The following is a 16612-nucleotide window of genomic DNA, read 5'->3' on the forward strand; positions in this document are numbered from 1 at the left end:
TCAGGAATTGCTGGAGGCTGTACCCTCCACAAACTCTACCGCCAGACCATTCAGCAGGCCCATTTCGCCCCGGGGCAGATACAGCGCGTAGGAAAATCCGTCCCGCACCCAGGTTGCCAGCCCTGCGCCGCCGGGGGTCTGCTGCAGCACCACCCGAATGCCATCATAGTATACGGTCTGATAGGTTTCATACTGCCGGTCAAACTGATCCAGCCGGAGAGACCGCCCTTCCTGTGCCACACGCAGCCACAGTTTCCAGTCCGGCTGGACGCGGAACTGCAGTTCCGCCACACCGCCTGCCAAAAGCCAGCTGCCGGTATAGGTCAGAATATCGTTGATGGGATATTCCGCTACCTGAAACCCTGCCCGCCGCGTAAAATCCGGCTGCGGATAATACCGGCGCATAGGCCCGGAACGCAGCCGCCCCCGCACAATCCCGTACACAATCGCCGCCGCGATAATCGCAGCGAAAATCAGCAGCATCACAATTCCTTTGATGGTCATCCCTACCGCCTCCTTTGCCTCATCCTATGCAGGCCTGCCGTACCGGGTGCAATATTTGCCAGAAGCTCCCGTGATTTTGCGGCCGATACCCCGGCCATACTGTGAACGGGCAGGTCCCGTGCAATTGGCGGGGCCGCGGGAGGTAACGATGTACAACAAGGTGGAAATCTGCGGGGTAAGCACTTCGCAGCTGCCCGTACTGAAAGAAAAGGAAAAGATCGAACTGCTGCGCAAAGCGCGGGCCGGCGACATGCAGGCACGGCAGACCATGATTCAAGGAAACCTGCGGCTGGTGCTGAGCGTGGTACAGCGGTTTGCCGGACGCGGTGAAAGCGCGGATGACCTGTTCCAGGTGGGGTGCATCGGCCTGATTAAAGCGATTGACCACTTTGACCCGGACCTGAACGTGCGGTTTTCCACCTATGGAGTGCCCATGATCATCGGCGAGATCCGGCGGTTTCTGCGGGACAATAACGCGGTGCGGGTAAGCCGTTCGGTGCGGGATACCGCCTACAGGGCCATGCAGGCCCGGGAGGCCCTGCAAAAGCAGCTGGGACGTGAACCCCGCACCGACGAGATTGCCCGGCAGATCGGCCTGCCGGAACCAACCGTGGTGCTGGCGCTGGAATCGGTAGTGGATCCGGTAAGTTTATATGAACCGGTGTACACCGACGGAGGCGACCCGCTGTATGTGATGGATCAGCTGGGCGATGACGGCGGCGAGGACAACTGGGTCAGCGGCATCATGTTCCGGGACACGGTGGAGTCACTTTCTCCCCGGGAGCGGCGTATCATGGCGCTGCGCTATATGGCAGGCAAGACGCAGGTGGAGGTGGCCCGGGAAATCGGTATCAGCCAGGCACAGGTCAGCCGGCTGGAAAAAAGTGCCATGGACCGCATCCGCAGCCAGCTGTAAAACAAAAGACCGGCGCCTCTTGGCGTCGGTCTTTCAGAAAGGATCATTCTTTGGTGGAACGGGAGACAAGCGGCTCTTTCAGGTGGATGCCGCAGGCGCCCAGCGCTTTGACAAAGGAATTGTATCCTTTATAATGAATACCGGCAATCCCCTGTTCAAAGGCAGCCTGGACGTTTGCCTTGTTGTCATCCACAAAGACAATGGAATCACTGGACAGGCCCGTGCGGCGCAGGAACTCCTGATAAATGCGCGGATCCGGTTTGTTGATCTGTACCTCGCAGGAGGCCAGGCCGCCGGTAAACAGCCGCCAGAAGTCCCGTTCTTTGATCATGTCCAGGGTATCCGGCGCAATGTTGGACAGGTAGTACAGCGCGTATCCCTGCTTTTTCAGCTGCTTCATCAGTTCCACCGTGCGGCGGCGGGTATGCAGCATCTGGGGCCAATCGTCCAGAATGGCCTGGGTTTCAAATGCCAGGCCCTGCTCGCGAGCCTGCTCCATAATCTGCCGGTTGGCTTCGGCACGGGTTATAAGGCCCGCGTCCAGCTCCTGCCAGAGTTTACTGCCGAACACCAGGTCAAACACCTGATTTTCGCGGCTCTCGTTGCAGAGCCGTTCCATCAAAAAGCTGCGGGGGTCAAAGTCCACCACCACGCCGCCGAGATCCAGTACGATCGCTTCATACATGGGAATTGCGCCTCCTTCTGCCGGGGAATCTGCCGCCGCAGAACGGCGGTTTTCTCTATTATACACGATTCGCCTCTAATATACAAAGCCCTTTTGCTATCTATTGGCAGGAGGTGAGTTGATTGACACTGCGTGAACTGACCCGGAAAGATGTGGTGCAGATCCGCACCGGCGACAATCTGGGACGGGTGGACGATCTGGAGTTTGATGAGCAGAACGCCCGCATCCGGGCCCTGATACTGTACGGCAGGCCACGGTTTTTAGGCCTGCTGGGGCGGGATCCGGATGTGCCGATCCCCTGGCAGGATATTGTAAATCTGGGCACCGACGTGATTCTGGTGCAGACCGATCTGCCCCAGCCGCCGGCGCAGGCCGGGCTGTCCCTGCGGCAAAAACTGGCCCAGATGTTGAGCCGCTGAGCCAAAATCCGTTTTGGGGGCTTTTTTTCGAAAAAAGCTTGCAATCTGAAGCGGCTTGTGCTATTCTATTACGGCAATACGCACGCATTGCAGTGTTTCTCTGTGCCTTTTTACAGGTTGGGAAGCATGCATGCAATGCGGAGGTAAAACAAAAAATTGGAGGATTTATTATGGCAGTCGTATCTATGAAGCAGCTCCTGGAAGCCGGCGTGCATTTCGGTCATCAGACCCGCCGCTGGAACCCCAAAATGGCGAAGTACATCTTCACCGAGCGCAACGGTATCTACATCATCGACCTGCAGAAGACCGTGAAGAAGCTGGACGAGGCGTACAGCTTTGTTCGTGATCTGTCCGCTCAGGGCGGCGAGATCCTGTTCGTCGGCACCAAGAAGCAGGCTCAGGAGTCCATCCGTGACGAGGCTACCCGCTGCGGCATGCACTATGTGAACGCCCGCTGGCTGGGTGGTATGCTGACCAACTTCCGCACCATCCGCAAGCGCATCGACCGTCTGGATCAGCTGAAGAAGATGAGCGAGGACGGCACTTTCGATCTGCTGCCCAAGAAGGAAGTTGTCAAGCTGCAGCTGGAGATCGAGAAGCTGGAGAAGTTCCTGGGCGGTGTAAAGAACATGAACGGCCTGCCCAAGGCTATGTTCATTGTTGACCCCCACAAGGAGCGCATCGCTGTTTCCGAGGCCCGCAAGCTGAACATCCCCATCGTGGCTATCGTGGACACCAACTGCAACCCCGATGAGATCGACTACGTCATCCCCGGCAACGACGACGCGATCCGCGCTGTCAAGCTGATCGCCGGCGCTATGGCCGACGCTGTTCTGGAAGGCCGTCAGGGCGAGCAGAACAACGCCGGCACCGAGACCGTGGAAGAGGCTGCTGAGGCCTGATTCGGGTAAACGTAAAGGATTAGAAAGGGGTAAAGACAAATGGCTTTTACTGCACAAGACGTCAAGAACCTGCGCGAGCAGACCGGCTGCGGCATGATGGACTGCAAGAAGGCCCTGACCGAGGCTGACGGCAACTTCGAGAAGGCGATCGAGTACCTGCGTGAGAAAGGCCTGGCCGCCGCGCAGAAGAAAGCCAGCCGCATCGCCGCTGAAGGCATGGTGTACGCCAGCTACTGCAGCGAGTGCAAGGTGGGCGTGATCCTGGAGGTCAACGCTGAGACCGACTTCGTGGCCAAGAACGAGATGTTCCAGACCTTCGTCAAGGACGTGGCTGACGTGATCGCGAAGCAGGCTCCCGCCGATGTGGAAGCCCTGCTGGCCTGCAAGATGGGTGACGACACCGTTGAGGCCGCTCTGAAGGACAAGATCCTGGTTATCGGCGAGAACATCAAGATCCGTCGTTTTGCCCGCTACGAGGGTGTTTGCGCTGCTTACATCCATGCCGGCGGCACCCATGCTGTTCTGGTGAACTTTGAGACCAGCGACGAAGTGGCTGCCAAGGCTGAGTTTGCCGCTTACGGCAAGGACATCGCCATGCAGATCGCCGCCGCCAACCCCGGCTATGTGTGCGAGAGCGAGGTTCCCGCTTCCGTGATCGAGAAGGAGAAGGAAATCCTGCTGGCTCAGATCGCCAACGATCCGAAGAACGCCAACAAGCCCGACGCCATCAAGGAGAAGATGGTTCTGGGCCGCATCGGCAAGTTCTACAAGGAGAACTGCCTGGTGGATCAGGAGTTCGTCAAGGATCCCGACCTGTCTGTTTCCAAGTACACCGAGAAGGTTGGCAAGGAGCTGGGCGGCGAGATCAAGATCGTGAAGTTCGTGCGCTACGAGAAGGGCGAAGGCCTGGAGAAGCGCGAGGACAACTTCGCTGAGGAGATCGCCAACATGGTGAAGTAAGATCCTGGGATCTTACTATCTCTGCTGAATGAAGCAAAAAAGAGAGAATGTGCGTTGCAAAACGCCATTCTCTCTTTTTCTGTATGCGGAAAGGGTTCTTCCCTCTTCTGGTCAGGTAGCGCTTTCCAATTCCAGCCGCAGACGGCGGATAATTCGCTTTTCCAGCCGGGATATATAGCTTTGGGAAATACCGATGGCATCGGCCACCTCTTTCTGCGTATGCTCCTTGCCGTCCTCCAGGCCAAAGCGCATCTGCATGATGCAGCGCTCCCGCTCATCCAGCCGGTTGACCGCCGCGCGCAGCATATCCCGTTCCGCATCCTGTTCCAGCTGCACACTGATCTGGTCCTGGTCGGTGCCCAGCACATCGGACAGAAGCAGCTCATTGCCTTCCCCGTCGGTATTCAGCGGTTCGTCAATGCTGGTTTCCTGACGGCGGTTGGAGGCTTTTCGCAGGTACATCAGGATTTCGTTTTCAATGCATCGGCTGGCATAGGTGGCCAGCTTGATGTTTCTTGAAGGGGCAAAGGTATTGACGGCTTTGATCAGGCCGATGGTTCCGATCGAGATTACATCCTCCACCGGAAGATTGCTGCTTTCAAACTTTTTGGCTATGTAGACCACCAGCCGCAGATTGTGGGTGATCAGGATATCCCGGCAGCTGGCCCTGCCCTCCTCCAATCCGGCAAACACCATCTTTTCTTCTTCCGGTGTCAGCGGAGGCGGCAGTGTTTCCGGCCCGTTGATGTAGTAAACCGGGTCCGGCATGCGGAGCACCCTCCACAAGTGCCGGCATATTCCTTTGATTTTTGCTTTTACCCCACCGAAATCCATCTTCCATCCTCTCCTTTTCGTGTTGCCGGCCGGCTGGTCAGAAGATCTGTGCCAAACAGGCCGCAGAATCTTCCGCCCATGCTGTGTTCCGGGCTGAATACAATGGTCAGTTCCCCTGGCCGGATTGTCTGGTGCTGCCGGGAAAGCGCTGCGTCTTTTACGCACAGTGCGGGCAGGAGCCGGCGCCCGGAGGCAGTGCGGCACTCCAGAATCCGTATCGCCCGGCCAGGCGGCGGTTCCGGCCACTGTTCCTGATAAAAGCACCCTTCCAGACAGGCGCGCAGATCCGGCGGAAGCTGCCCGGCACAGGGGGCGTATTCCACCAGAACTGCCTGGGCCCCGCTGTAGGGATCTTTCAGAAAAAAGCCGGTGTCGTGCAGAAGCGGAAGACTGAGCGTGCGCCCCGGCTCCAAAGAAACACGAAGCTGCCAGATTTCCGCCGGGCGGGGGGCGCCGAACAGAAACAGCAGTGTGCGCACAATGCCATAAACCGCCAGAATACAGCCTAACAGCAGCATGGGCGGCAGATTCAGATAAACGGTCAGGTTATTTACCTGAAGGCCCGGAATCCCGCAGCGAAGGGATAGCAGCAGACAGCTGCCTGCCGCAATTAGATTCAGCAGCAAAAACCAGGCCGTCTGCCGGCCAAACATGCGCCAGCCCCGCCAGGAGAATGCTGTGCGCACCACAAAGGCCCCCACAAGCGCTTTGCTCATTAGCTGGAGCGGTACAGGGAGCGGAGGGAACAGTATCAGCAGCGACGCGGCCGCGGCGGCCAGGCCGCCCGCCAAGAGACGCAGCCCGGATGTTTCGCTGCCTGCCAGATGACCGGCTGCGCAAAGCAGCAGGTAACCTGTAAGAAAGTTGACCAGCAGCAGGATATCCAGATAGATGATGATTTTCATACCGGCGTGTCCCCTCCCCTGTTTTTGAGTGTACACCCATGGCAAGGAAAAGGCTGTCAAAACAGCGTAGGTGCCCAAAAGGTGTCTGTTCCCGGCTTGACAAACGGTCAAATCCGAATTACCATACAAAGAACGGATAAGGAGAGAGCTATGAAAACAGGATTGGTATTGGAAGGCGGCGCCATGCGGGGCATGTATACCGCCGGTGTTCTGGATGTGTTTCTGGAAGAAGGAATTCAGGCCGACTGCGTGGCAGGTGTTTCCGCCGGGGCATTGTTCGGGGTAAACTATCTTTCCGCGCAGAAAGGCCGCGTGATCCGGTACAATAAGCGATTCAACGGCGATCGGGCGTATATGGGAATCCTGCCTCTTCTGCGGGAGGGCAATATCGTGAGCACCCGATACGCCTATGAAGAAGTTCCCCGTCGGCTGGATCCCTTCGACGACGAGGCGTTTCGCCGTTCCGGGATTCCTTTTTATGCCGTGATTACCAACGTAGACAGCGGCGAGCCGGAATATGTGCAGATCCACAGCGTATTTGAACAGATGGATGTACTGCGGGCTTCCGGCTCCATGCCGATGGTATCCCGCCCGGTGGAAATCGGCGGGCAGCGGTATCTGGACGGCGGCATTTCGGACAGTATCCCCTTTGAGTGGCTTTCCCGACAGGGCTGTGACCGTCTGGTCGTAATTCTGACCCGGGATATGGAATACAGAAAGGCACCTATGTCTCCCTTTCTGATCCGGCTGTACAGCCGAAACTATCCGGCGGTTGCCGCACGGCTGCGGGAACGGCATATTTTATACAACCGCTCCATTGATGTGCTGAAGCAATGGGAATCGGACGGGAAGGCATTTGTGATCCGTCCTTCTCAGCCGGTTGCGGTAAAGCGGATCGAAAAGGAGCCGCAAAAGCTGCAAACCGCCTATGACCTGGGCGTACACGATGCACGGGAAAATCTGGAACCGCTGCGGAATTACCTGCGATAAAAGCAAACGGCGCCGATCAAGCAGAAACTTTTCTGTTTGATCGGCGCCGTTTATTTTTGATTAAGCCGCCAGTTTTTGGCCGGCAATCGCCATTTGCTCCTCATCCAGAAGCCAGTCGGGCTCCAGCTGAACAATCCTGTCCGGCCAGGTGAGAATATAGCAATCCATAGGTTCGCTGCCCATATACAACTGCCAGGCATTCTGCGCCCCCCACGCAGCCGCGTCAATGGGCCGGTACTGCATCCACTGCTCGGAGGGGGTTCCCGGCACATTCCAGTCCTCATGATCGCGGAGCAGCTCGTTCAGGCACAGCTCGTAGATGGCCGAAAAGCGGGTGGTATATCGGACATACTCCAGCCGCGGCAGGTCCTCTTCTACGTCGTAACGGGCCCGCTGCTCCCCTTTTTCCCGTTTCAGCAAAAGCGAGGCTTCGGTTTCCCAATGGCGGGAATATCCTTCCGCTGTGATGCCGGTCAGGTCTTCCACCGTAAGCGGGAGCGGGTCGGAATAGGCAACCACCGTTTGGCCGTTCCATTCATAGGTAGTGGAGGTGTGGACATCCCCGTCCAGCCGCACCCAACCGTTTCGGATCGCGGCAAACATACCGATAAACAGCCCGCTGAACAGCGCCAGCGAGAGCCCGATACTGACCGCAAGCGTAACCCCCCGGTTAACTCCGGCCGAGACGCGGCGGCGCTGGAGGGTACGCCGTACCCAGGCTGTCAGGGCCGACAATACCGCTATCAAAAGCAGATAAATCAGGATAAACCCCCGCAGGCCGGGCGTTGTTACCATCAGTGCCCAGTAAACAAAGCTAACTGCCGACAAAACCAGCAGCACATAATGCAGCTTGTAGAGGCCCCGGGTTGGCAGGAACTCGCCATGCTGGGCCGCCCGGATTGCCTTTCTTCGCCAGCGGTAATAAAAGACCAGGTCCGTGACCATATAGACAGCCAACAGGCCAAAACAGAACCCTGTCGCCGCCCAGTTGGGGCTGACCAGCAGATCAACCGGGTCCAGAATAAATTGCCAGATCCAGCCCCCTCCCAGCCAAATACCTGCCAGGATGGTCATAATATAGGCTGGCAGCGCCTTTTTGGCCGCCCGCTGGATGCTGGCCAGTTCCAGTTCCGGATCGGTTTCGATAGGGACAGGATCAGGACGTTCGTTGTAAAACACCTGAGCCCAAGGCGATGCGGCGGCCAGCTTCCACCCTGCATGTTCGCAGAAATCCTGAAAGCTTTGGCGCTGTTCGGAGGGTTCCGGTTCGTAAAGAGACTCCTGATTGAAGTAGCTGACCGTATAGGTAAGGGGCTGCGGCGGAATGCGCCGGTAGGTCCAGCCCAGACCGGACATCTTTTCCAGCAGCCAGCCTTGCCGGGCCCGTTTTTCCAGATGGTGCTCCATACCGGTGTGGTCATAAAAGGAGAACATCGGGATTTCCCATTTTTTGTTTTTCATCGGGGCACCTCCTCGCCCAGGATCCGGCGATAATCCTGCGCCTGCGCACACAGGCGCTGATACTCTTCGTCCAGTAAGCGGCGGCCTTTTGCGGTGAGAATGTAGCTGCGCCGACGTCCTTCGCAGCGGGTTTCCCGGATCATTTCTGCATCCAGAAACTGCTCCAGCAGATTATAGAGGGTGCCGGAACCAACTTTTACCCGCCCGCCGGTCATTTCCGGAACTTTGTCCATAATGTCCATACCGCAGCATTCCTGCGCCAGACAGAGCAGAATATAGTACATCTGTTCCGTGAGGGTCTTGAACTTTTCCCGTGGCATGCAGCACCTCCCGGTCTCAAATGTCGAATATCGATATTTCTGCCATTATTATATTATCGAATATCGACAATGTCAAGTTTTGTTTTGTCGCGTACCGTCAGGAATGCCAGACTGTGATACCCTTTGCAGAAAAACATACAAAAAGCCCGTCCGCTTTCGGCTGAGCGGACGGGCTTCTTAAATATTTACAGATACAGCTTGGGCTCTTTGCGGGCGCTGTTTTTCGCCACAAAGCCGGCTTCAGCCGCAACAAACATCAGCTTGTTCAGCTGCCGCGCCCCGGTGGGGCAGTTGCGCACACACTGCATGCAGGTGATGCATTTGGAGGTGTCGGTCTGGTCCGGCGCAGAAGTCGGGATTGCCTGCACCGGGCATCCGGCGGCGCAGCGCCCACAGCGAATGCAGGCAGAGCCTGCCTTGGGCTTCATTGGCACACCGTCAAACTTACGGTAGGGCCGGTTTCCCGGAAATTCTGGCGCAGGGATCTGCCCCACGTCGCCTGCCGCTTCAAGGCGCGCAGAAATGGCCGCTGCAAAATCCGCGATTGCGGCGGCATCCTTGTCATCCGGACGGCCCGCAGCCACCTTGCGGAAGATGGAGTGCTCGGCAATCAGCGCAGCACCGGCCACCGGCACAAAGCCGCTGTTCCGGGCCGTCTCTTCCAGTTCGAGAAGCGCATCCTCGAACTCCCGGTTTCCGTACACCGCCGCCAGAACAGCCGGCGTGCCGTTGCCGCGGCAGGCCCGGATGCGTTCCAGCGCCGGTTCCGGGACACGGCCGCCATATACCGGAACCGCCAGCACCGCCAGCGTACCGGGCTGAAAGTCATGCTCTGCCGCCATTGCCGTCACATCCAGGAATTCTACCGGCTGTGCCAGGCCCTCTGCCAGCAAGCGTGCCGCCTTTGCGGTACCGCCCGTGGGGCTGAAGGACAAAACCACCGTTTTTTCGAACTTCATATCAACACTTCCCTTTCTGTGTTTTTCAGTGCATAGATATACCGTGTTGTTTTGTTCAGCGGATCATGCTGAAGCTCTTCCGGGCGCATCCCCAGTTTTTGCATCAGGCCTATGGATCCTACCGGGTCAACGGTTTCGGCAAAGACCTTTTGTGCCCCCAATACGTTGAACGCATAGTCAATCAGAGCCTGGCAGGCTTCAAACGCATAGCCCTGCCGCCAAAAGTGCCGGTTGATGAACCAGCCAAGTTCATATTCTCGGGGGCTTGTTTCGTTGAACAGCATATATCCGATTACCTTGGCGCTTTGCTTATGAACCGCTGCCATCGCGCCGCCGCGGGCGATACAGAAAGAGGCCAGAAACCGCCTGGTTTTTTCAAAATCATAGGCGGGTTCGCAGTATTTCATGGTCTCAGGATCTCCCAGGATCTCGTGCAGATCGGCGGCATCCCCGGGCACAAAGTCGCGAATAATCAGCCGGGGCGTTTCCAGCTGCTCTCTGGCGCGCGGCGGCAAAACTATTCCTCCTTTTCCATCTGCTCCTGCTCTTCCAGCAGCTTCTCCCACTCGTCAAACAATTCCTGCTGATGGAAGCGGGTATCTTCCAGCTCGTCGCATTTATCCCGCAGCAGAACATGGTCGCGCAGGACTTCCGGCGAGTTGATCTCGTTCTCCAGTTCCACTACCTTGGCGCTGACCGCTTCGATCTCGTCCTCCACTGCTTTCAGCCGGGCACGCAGATCCGCCCGCCGTTTGCGCTGCTCTTTTCCGTAAGCGGGACGCGCAGGCGCGGCAGGCTCCTTTGCGGCCGGCAGCTCTTCGCCTTTGTTCCGGTTCATCAGGGCGGCAAAGGATTCATATCGCACGGCTTTTCCGTCTTCTATGTAAAGAATCGGGCACGCCAGGGTCTGCATCAGATACCGGTCATGGGTTACCAGCACCAGCGCCCCCTCATAGGCCGCCAGTGCCTGGGTCAGGCTTTCCCGCGTATAAATGTCCAGATGGTTGGTGGGCTCGTCCATAAACAGGAGATTGGGCCGTTCCAGTACCATCTCGGCCAGGCGAAGCCGTCCCAGCTCGCCGCCAGACAGATTCGAACAGGGTTTGAATACATCCTCACCCCGGAAATTGAATCTTGCCAGGTGGCTGCGCACTTCCAGTTCGGTAAAGCGGGGATACTTATCCCAGATGGCATCAATCACCCGCCCGGCACGGCGTGCCTGCTGCTGGGTAAAGATGCTGGGACGCGCCCCCTGCCCCAGCCGCACCATGCCGGACGAGGGCCGCCTGTGCCCGTCCAGCACCTGCAGCAGGGTGGACTTGCCGGTACCGTTGGGGCCCGCAATAATCAGCCGCTCGTCCCGCAGCAGCTGGAAACTGCAGGGCTCCAGAAGTGTCCGGCCGCCAATCTCAATGCTCAGGTTTTTGGCGGTAAGAAGCTCGTTATACGGGGTAATGTCAAATTCAAACCGGAACTTCATCTCCCGCACAAAAGTGCGCGGGGCCGCGGTGATCTCCATCTTTTCCAGCTGCTTGCGCCGGCTCTGCGCCATCTTGGTGGTGGAGGCCCGCACCAGATTCCGTGCAATATAATCCTCCAGCTTGGCCGCTTTCTGCACATCCGCGTCGTGCTGCTTCTGCTGCAGGGCTACAGCCTGCTCCTTTTGGGGCATGTAGGCGGAGTAATTGCCTTTATAAGAAATCAGGTTCTTATCCTCTACCTCCCAGATCCGGTTGCATACCCGGTCGAGGAAATACCGGTCATGGCTGACAACCAGCACCGCGCCGGAATAGGCCAGCAGGTAGTTTTCCAGCCACTCCATCGTCTCGAAATCCAGGTGGTTGGTGGGCTCGTCCAGAATCAGATTGTCCGGTTTCTGCAGCAGAAGGCGGGCCAGGCGCAGCCGGGTGTATTCGCCGCCGCTCAGCACCGAAACCGGCTTTTCATAGGTTTCCGGCCCGAACGCCATGCCGCTGAGCACCTTTTTAATCTGGATGTCCATGTGGTAGCCGTCCGCAGCATCAATCACCGCGCTGAGGGCAGCGTGCTGTTCCAGCAGCTCCGTGTTGTGCGGAGCAGCCGCCAGCTTCTTTTCCAAAATCTGCATCTGCGCCATTGCCTCCAGCACAGGGGCGTAGGCGCTGCGCATTTCGCCATATACATCCTTGTCCGGGTCCAGCTTGCCGTTCTGTTCCAGATATCCCAGGGTTACGCCGTGCGTCAGGGAAAACTCTCCCTCATCGGGAAGATACTCGCCGCACAGCATCCGGAGCAGGGTGGTCTTGCCTGCCCCGTTCTCTCCGATGATGCCGATACGGTCCCCTTTTTCCACACTGGCTGTCACACCCTGCAGGATGACCTGTTCACCGAAGCTTTTTCCCAGGTCTTGCATTGATAACAGCATACTTAAAAATCCTTTATCTGTTGGTTAAGCCGCCTGCAAAAGCCGGACCCCGGTACAGCAAGCACCGACGCCCGGCTTATCGCCGCAGACTTTTCTGTTTGTTTGCTTATACATACCGTTCGCACCAGGCCAGAATGTCCTCATAAACCTGTGCGCGGTTCGTCTCGTTGAGCACCTCATGCCGGGCGCCCGGATACAGCTTCAGCTGAACATCCGGTGCCCCTGCCTGCTGCAGCATCTCGTACACCTGGCGGACGCCTTTTCCATATGCACCCACCGGGTCCTCATCGCCGGATACCAGCAGGATCGGCGGACAATGGCCGGCACACAACCGGGCGGCCCAATCCTTGCGGTTCACCAGGTCCTGGACGCTTACCAGCACCCGGAAGCCGTTCAGCGTGAAAACAAAGGTGCACAGCGGGTCTTTTGCGTACTGGCGAACGATTTCTTTATCCCGGCTGATCCAGTCATAGGGGGTATCGGGGTTCGGCACATGACGCAGATAACTGCCGAACGCCAGTTTGTTGACCAACCCGGAGCGGGCCCTGTCCCCTTTTATTGCCGTACTCATCCGGATTACAGCCAGCCCAGCCGCCGAGGCGGGATTCGGGCCGCCCGTTCCGCTGATGATCAGGTAATCCAGGGTGTCGGGATACCGTGCGGCATACTCACGGGCAAAGAAACTGCCCATGCTGTGCCCCAGCAGGAACAGCGGCAGCCCCGGCCAGCGCTCATGCGCGGTTTGGTTCATGGTGCGCAGATCCTGCAGCACACAGCCAATCCCGTCCCCGGGGCCGAAATAGCCCAGGTCCTCCGGCGCGCAGCCCGCACCGTGGCCCAGATGCTCATTGCCGCACACGGCAAAACCATGCTGTACCATATAGGCGGCAAAATCCGCATAGCGGCCGATATACTCGCACATACCATGGCTGATCTGCAGGATCGCCCGGGGCGGCTTTTCCGCATCATAGAACAGGTGGCCGGTGATGCTACGGCCCGGCATGGCGGAATCAAATTTGATGTCTTCGGTTACGGGAGCCCACATTTTGCAGTTCATCCTCCTCCATTACCAGAGGATACAGTTCCTCCAGCGTGGTGATCGTGTGGGTGGGACGGATCGAACCAGGATTTTCCTGCCCGGCCGGATTGAACCAGCAGGTAGCCAGACCGGCATTGATGCCGCCCTGAATATCAGCGGCCAGACTGTCCCCCACCACAAGTGTTTTTTCCCGCTGCTCCACACCCAGCGTGCGCAGCGCCGTTTCAAAGAATTTGCGGCTGGGTTTTTCGACCCCCAGCTTTTCGGACACAAATACGCCGTCCATATACTTGTCCAGGCCGGACTGTTCCAGCCGGTTGTACTGCACCCGTGCCACACCGTTGGAGACCACCGCCAGGGTTGCCACCTCCGACAGCTCCCGCAGCACCTCTGCCGCGCCGGGCATCAGATCCGCATGATCGCCCAGCCGGTCCAGATAGAACCGGTTTACCTCAGCGGCGTTGCCCGACACCTGAATGGCCTGCATAAACTTTTCAAACCGCTGGATAACCAGCCGGTCTTTCTTGATTTTCCCCTGCTCCAGCGCTGCCCACAGGTCGCGGTTGATCCGCCGGTAGGTCTCCTGTGTTTCGGCATCCGTGGGCCAATTATAGTGGGTAAGCGTCTCCACAAGTGCCTTGCTTTCCGACGCTTCAAAATCCAGCAGTGTTCCGTCCACATCGAACAAAATGCAATGGTAATATGCCATATGGGTTCCTTCCCTCTAGTTGTATTCTTTCTTATCTATTATCCCTTATTCCTTGCGGTTCGTCAACCATACACCGGGGATTTGCCTGCGCAATCGCCATAAACAGAACAGATTGGGCAATGCCAGCAGCCCATTCAGCAGGTCTGCGTAAATCCACAGCATTTCGGCGTCTGGCCAAAGCGCTCCGCCCAGCACCAGCAGGAACAGGATCTTATAGATACGGACTGTTTTTTCTCCGCCTCCCAGCGCCCGCGCGCTGACCTGGCCATAGTAGCACCAGCCCAGAATACTGGTAAAAGAGAAAATGCAAAGGCATACTGCCAAAAGGCCGGTACCGCCGGGAAGCAACGAGAACACCCGCAGTGTATATTCGCCGGCGGAAGCACCGGCCAGCTGAGCGGGAAAAGCCAGCCCGGCAGCGGTGATGGCCAGCCCTGTCAGCATGCCCAGCAGCGTTGTCCAGATCCCTGCGCTCATCGCAATCAGCGCCTGATTATCAGGACCGGTGTCTGCCCCCGCCGCGGCGATTCCACAGGTTCCCAGGCCTGCCTCCCCCGCCAGCAAACCGCGGGCAAATCCACTCCGGATCGCCGCACCCATCCCCGCGCCCAGCAGGGGACGTATCGCAAAAGCCTGCCGGCAAATCGACGCCATAGCCGCAGCGATCTGATGGCGGCAGAGCAGCAGCACCCCGCCGCACCCTGCCAGGTACAGCAGAATCATGGCGGGCACCAGCCGTTCGCTGGCCCGGGCAATGCCCGATCCGCCCCACAGGATCACAGCCCCGCTGAGCAGCACCAGCGCCCCGATCACGGCGCTGGCCGGGATATGCCAGGGATTGAGCGCCTGCACCACAGCGCGGGCCTGCAGCACACAGCCGGTTCCCCAGGAAGCCAGAATTACAAACAGGGCATACAGTTTGCCAATAGCCGGGTACCCGGCCTTTTTCAGTGCGAGCATGGGCCCGCCCCAGTTCTGATGCTCGGGGTCTGTGTTCCGGCTGGACAGGGACAAGCTGCTTTCTGCATATTGCGCCGCCATTCCCAGCACGCCCGCCACGCCAAACCACAGCACCGCTCCAGGACCGCCCACTGTGACCGCTACCCCCATGCCCAGGATATTGCCCGCCCCCATGGCGGCCCCCACCGATGTGGCCAGCGCCCCGAAGCCGGAGATACCCTTTTGCGCCTGTGACGCCTGCAGGCTCAGGCGGACAGCATATGCGCCGTACCGCTGGATTCCCCGCAGGCGTAAAGTCAGCATCAGGTTTGTTCCGGCCAGCGCCAGCGGCAGCGGCCAGCTCCACAGAAAAGCGGTCAACTGTGCAAAGATTGTTTCCACGGTGTCTTCCTCCCGCCCTGATAGGCAACTGCTTTCTTATACCAGCATATGGCACAGACCGCGTCGGATAGAAGACACAAAAGCCCGCCGATACGCAATGTACCGGCGGGCTTTTCCTGATTCAGATGTAAAATTCGCCTTTCACGCTGCGGGCAAACAGGGTGGGCAGCGCCTGGTCCACAGGATGCCCTTCGTACAGCATACAGTAAACGGTTTTGCAGATGGGCAGATCCACCTGGTAGATCTCACCAAGACGAACCAGCGCCTTCACCGTTGCCGCCCCTTCGGCCAGATAGTTGCAGGGCTTGCCCTGGACAAAGCACTCGCCGAAAAGCCGGTTGTGGCTATGGGCGGAAAACAGCGTCGCCTCGTAATCCCCCAAATGGCACAGGCCGTAGGCCGACAGCTCATTGCCGCCCATGGCACGGATCAGGCGGGCGATTTCCCGTGCACCACGGGCCATGAGAGCGCCTTTCAGGCTGGTATAGCCTACACCGTCCAGCATGCCGGCCGCGATTCCGATCACGTTTTTTGCGGCAGCCCCTACTTCCGTACCGATCAGGTCACCGCCTTTGTAAAGACGGATCAGGTCAGAGCTCAGGCCCTCCACAATCGACTCGGTAACGGCCGGGTCATCGGAGTCCACCACCATGCAGTTGGGAATACCGGCCGAAAAATCCTGCACATGGCCGGGACCGACCCACACCGCCAGCTTAACCGGCTGGGTGACTTCTTCCCGGAACACCTGGGTCAGCCGCTTTCCGCTCTCGGCCTCAATGCCCTTCATGCAGAGAATAAAGGTTTTTCCCGCAAGAGGATAGGTCTGCAGCTGCGCGGCCAGAGAGCGCAGCTGCTGGGCACTGATGGAGATGATCACCATTTCCGCAAAGTTCAGGGCCCTGCCCAGATCCGTTTCCAGCCGGAGTTTATCCGGCAGAATCATGTATTCATTTTTGCGTTCCGTCTGCAGGGTCATCATACTGCGGGAGCCCGGCCGGCCCCACAGCATAACGTCATTGCGGGCGCAGTGGTATCCGGCCAGGAAAGTACCCCAGCGGCCGCAGCCCAATACAGTCAGATTCATATTCGTCTGTTCCTCTCTGATTGGTCTTGGTTTTCATTACCGTGTCCGGCCGGTCTCAGCCCTGCACAGGTTCCGGGCTGGCTGTCGAATCCGGCGTATTGTCCGGAGAGGGTGTTGCCGTCGGATCCGGCGTAGCCGACGGCGTGGGGGTCGCCGTCGGGGTGGGGGTCGCCGTCGGGG

Annotated in this window: 18 protein-coding genes; 5 read left to right on the forward strand and 13 right to left on the reverse strand. The window is 58.3% G+C overall.

Translation table 11 applies throughout. The annotated features are described in order from the left end of the window. Nucleotides 1-504 carry a hypothetical protein gene (locus tag B5E65_RS03290; protein WP_087170349.1) on the reverse strand — a complete coding sequence of 168 codons (504 nt, stop codon included), beginning with the start codon at nt 502-504 and terminating at the stop codon, nt 1-3. A 148-nt stretch (nt 505-652) separates the two neighbouring features. Here B5E65_RS03290 and sigG point away from each other — a divergent pair, with 148 nt between their 5' ends. Further along, nucleotides 653-1420 (forward strand): RNA polymerase sporulation sigma factor SigG, encoded by a 768-nt coding sequence (gene sigG / locus B5E65_RS03295; protein ID WP_087170350.1) that lies wholly within the window; start codon nt 653-655, stop codon nt 1418-1420. Nucleotides 1421-1463: 43 nt separating this feature from the next. Here sigG and B5E65_RS03300 read toward each other — a convergent pair whose 3' ends face one another. Further along, nucleotides 1464-2105 (reverse strand): HAD family hydrolase, encoded by a 642-nt coding sequence (locus B5E65_RS03300; protein ID WP_087170351.1) that lies wholly within the window; start codon nt 2103-2105, stop codon nt 1464-1466. A gap of 122 nt (nt 2106-2227) precedes the next feature. Between B5E65_RS03300 and B5E65_RS03305 the strand changes: the two genes are divergently transcribed. The 3 genes from B5E65_RS03305 (at nt 2228) to tsf (ending at nt 4386) form a co-directional block, all read left to right on the forward strand. Then, on the forward strand, nt 2228-2524 hold the full coding sequence (locus tag B5E65_RS03305) for a YlmC/YmxH family sporulation protein (protein WP_087170352.1): 297 nt from the start codon (nt 2228-2230) through the stop codon (nt 2522-2524). A 170-nt stretch (nt 2525-2694) separates the two neighbouring features. Beyond that, the gene (gene rpsB, locus B5E65_RS03310) at nt 2695-3426 is read left to right on the forward strand and encodes a 30S ribosomal protein S2 (RefSeq protein WP_087170353.1); all 732 of its coding nucleotides are present in this window, start codon (nt 2695-2697) and stop codon (nt 3424-3426) included. A 39-nt stretch (nt 3427-3465) separates the two neighbouring features. Further along, nucleotides 3466-4386, forward strand: coding sequence for a translation elongation factor Ts (gene tsf, locus B5E65_RS03315; RefSeq protein WP_087170354.1), 921 nt, complete (start codon nt 3466-3468; stop codon nt 4384-4386). A 111-nt stretch (nt 4387-4497) separates the two neighbouring features. On the opposite strand, the gene sigE is transcribed toward tsf, so the two are convergent. Both sigE and B5E65_RS03325 read right to left on the reverse strand, forming a co-directional pair. Then, nucleotides 4498-5220 (reverse strand): RNA polymerase sporulation sigma factor SigE, encoded by a 723-nt coding sequence (gene sigE / locus B5E65_RS03320; RefSeq protein ID WP_087170355.1) that lies wholly within the window; start codon nt 5218-5220, stop codon nt 4498-4500. Further along, nucleotides 5202-6125, reverse strand: coding sequence for a sigma-E processing peptidase SpoIIGA (locus B5E65_RS03325; protein ID WP_087170356.1), 924 nt, complete (start codon nt 6123-6125; stop codon nt 5202-5204). The genes sigE and B5E65_RS03325 overlap by 19 nt, the downstream gene beginning before the upstream one ends. 150 nt (nt 6126-6275) lie before the next feature. Between B5E65_RS03325 and B5E65_RS03330 the strand changes: the two genes are divergently transcribed. Further along, nucleotides 6276-7115, forward strand: a complete 840-nt coding sequence (locus tag B5E65_RS03330; RefSeq protein ID WP_087170357.1) for a patatin-like phospholipase family protein — start codon at nt 6276-6278, stop codon at nt 7113-7115. A gap of 60 nt (nt 7116-7175) precedes the next feature. Here the strand turns inward: B5E65_RS03330 and B5E65_RS03335 are convergent, their stop codons facing one another. The 9 genes from B5E65_RS03335 to B5E65_RS03375 form a co-directional block, all read right to left on the reverse strand. After that, on the reverse strand, nt 7176-8576 hold the full coding sequence (locus B5E65_RS03335; RefSeq protein ID WP_087170358.1) for a DUF2812 domain-containing protein: 1401 nt from the start codon (nt 8574-8576) through the stop codon (nt 7176-7178). Continuing rightward, a complete protein-coding gene (locus tag B5E65_RS03340) occupies nt 8573-8896 on the reverse strand; it encodes a PadR family transcriptional regulator (protein ID WP_087170359.1) in 324 nt (107 codons plus the stop codon). Before B5E65_RS03340 ends, B5E65_RS03335 begins: the two co-directional genes overlap by 4 nt. A gap of 185 nt (nt 8897-9081) precedes the next feature. Beyond that, a complete protein-coding gene (locus B5E65_RS03345; protein ID WP_087170360.1) occupies nt 9082-9855 on the reverse strand; it encodes a 4Fe-4S binding protein in 774 nt (257 codons plus the stop codon). Continuing rightward, complete coding sequence (locus B5E65_RS03350) at nt 9852-10370, reverse strand: GNAT family N-acetyltransferase (RefSeq protein ID WP_158098502.1); 519 nt, start codon at nt 10368-10370, stop codon at nt 9852-9854. Before B5E65_RS03350 ends, B5E65_RS03345 begins: the two co-directional genes overlap by 4 nt. Before the next feature lie 2 nt (nt 10371-10372). Beyond that, nucleotides 10373-12259: an ABC-F family ATP-binding cassette domain-containing protein gene (locus B5E65_RS03355; protein WP_087170362.1), complete on the reverse strand. Its 1887-nt coding sequence runs from the start codon at nt 12257-12259 to the stop codon at nt 10373-10375. A 106-nt stretch (nt 12260-12365) separates the two neighbouring features. Further along, nucleotides 12366-13304 (reverse strand): alpha/beta hydrolase, encoded by a 939-nt coding sequence (locus B5E65_RS03360; RefSeq protein WP_158098503.1) that lies wholly within the window; start codon nt 13302-13304, stop codon nt 12366-12368. Further along, nucleotides 13270-14007: a YjjG family noncanonical pyrimidine nucleotidase gene (locus tag B5E65_RS03365; protein WP_087170364.1), complete on the reverse strand. Its 738-nt coding sequence runs from the start codon at nt 14005-14007 to the stop codon at nt 13270-13272. Before B5E65_RS03365 ends, B5E65_RS03360 begins: the two co-directional genes overlap by 35 nt. A gap of 45 nt (nt 14008-14052) precedes the next feature. Further along, a complete protein-coding gene (locus B5E65_RS03370; protein ID WP_087170365.1) occupies nt 14053-15348 on the reverse strand; it encodes an alanine/glycine:cation symporter family protein in 1296 nt (431 codons plus the stop codon). 121 nt (nt 15349-15469) lie between these two features. Then, on the reverse strand, nt 15470-16432 hold the full coding sequence (locus B5E65_RS03375; protein ID WP_087170366.1) for an NAD(P)H-dependent glycerol-3-phosphate dehydrogenase: 963 nt from the start codon (nt 16430-16432) through the stop codon (nt 15470-15472). Nucleotides 16433-16612 lie beyond the last annotated feature (180 nt).

The sequence above is a fragment of the Gemmiger sp. An120 genome (assembly GCF_002160955.1).
Classification (GTDB): Bacteria; Bacillota; Clostridia; order Oscillospirales; family Ruminococcaceae; genus Gemmiger_A; species Gemmiger_A avium.

What these genes read in the sequence shown, in the direction of transcription:
- B5E65_RS03375 (WP_087170366.1), bottom strand. Translation starts at nt 16,432, where the DNA reads ATGAATCTGACTGTATTGGGCTGCGGCCGCTGGGGTACTTTCCTGGCC.
- B5E65_RS03340 (WP_087170359.1), bottom strand. Translation starts at nt 8,896, where the DNA reads ATGCCACGGGAAAAGTTCAAGACCCTCACGGAACAGATGTACTATATT.
- B5E65_RS03365 (WP_087170364.1), bottom strand. Translation starts at nt 14,007, where the DNA reads ATGGCATATTACCATTGCATTTTGTTCGATGTGGACGGAACACTGCTG.
- rpsB (WP_087170353.1), top strand. Translation starts at nt 2,695, where the DNA reads ATGGCAGTCGTATCTATGAAGCAGCTCCTGGAAGCCGGCGTGCATTTC.
- B5E65_RS03290 (WP_087170349.1), bottom strand. Translation starts at nt 504, where the DNA reads ATGACCATCAAAGGAATTGTGATGCTGCTGATTTTCGCTGCGATTATC.
- B5E65_RS03300 (WP_087170351.1), bottom strand. Translation starts at nt 2,105, where the DNA reads ATGTATGAAGCGATCGTACTGGATCTCGGCGGCGTGGTGGTGGACTTT.
- B5E65_RS03330 (WP_087170357.1), top strand. Translation starts at nt 6,276, where the DNA reads ATGAAAACAGGATTGGTATTGGAAGGCGGCGCCATGCGGGGCATGTAT.
- tsf (WP_087170354.1), top strand. Translation starts at nt 3,466, where the DNA reads ATGGCTTTTACTGCACAAGACGTCAAGAACCTGCGCGAGCAGACCGGC.
- B5E65_RS03345 (WP_087170360.1), bottom strand. Translation starts at nt 9,855, where the DNA reads ATGAAGTTCGAAAAAACGGTGGTTTTGTCCTTCAGCCCCACGGGCGGT.
- B5E65_RS03360 (WP_158098503.1), bottom strand. Translation starts at nt 13,304, where the DNA reads ATGTGGGCTCCCGTAACCGAAGACATCAAATTTGATTCCGCCATGCCG.
- B5E65_RS03355 (WP_087170362.1), bottom strand. Translation starts at nt 12,259, where the DNA reads ATGCTGTTATCAATGCAAGACCTGGGAAAAAGCTTCGGTGAACAGGTC.
- B5E65_RS03335 (WP_087170358.1), bottom strand. Translation starts at nt 8,576, where the DNA reads ATGAAAAACAAAAAATGGGAAATCCCGATGTTCTCCTTTTATGACCAC.
- B5E65_RS03325 (WP_087170356.1), bottom strand. Translation starts at nt 6,125, where the DNA reads ATGAAAATCATCATCTATCTGGATATCCTGCTGCTGGTCAACTTTCTT.
- sigG (WP_087170350.1), top strand. Translation starts at nt 653, where the DNA reads ATGTACAACAAGGTGGAAATCTGCGGGGTAAGCACTTCGCAGCTGCCC.
- sigE (WP_087170355.1), bottom strand. Translation starts at nt 5,220, where the DNA reads ATGGATTTCGGTGGGGTAAAAGCAAAAATCAAAGGAATATGCCGGCAC.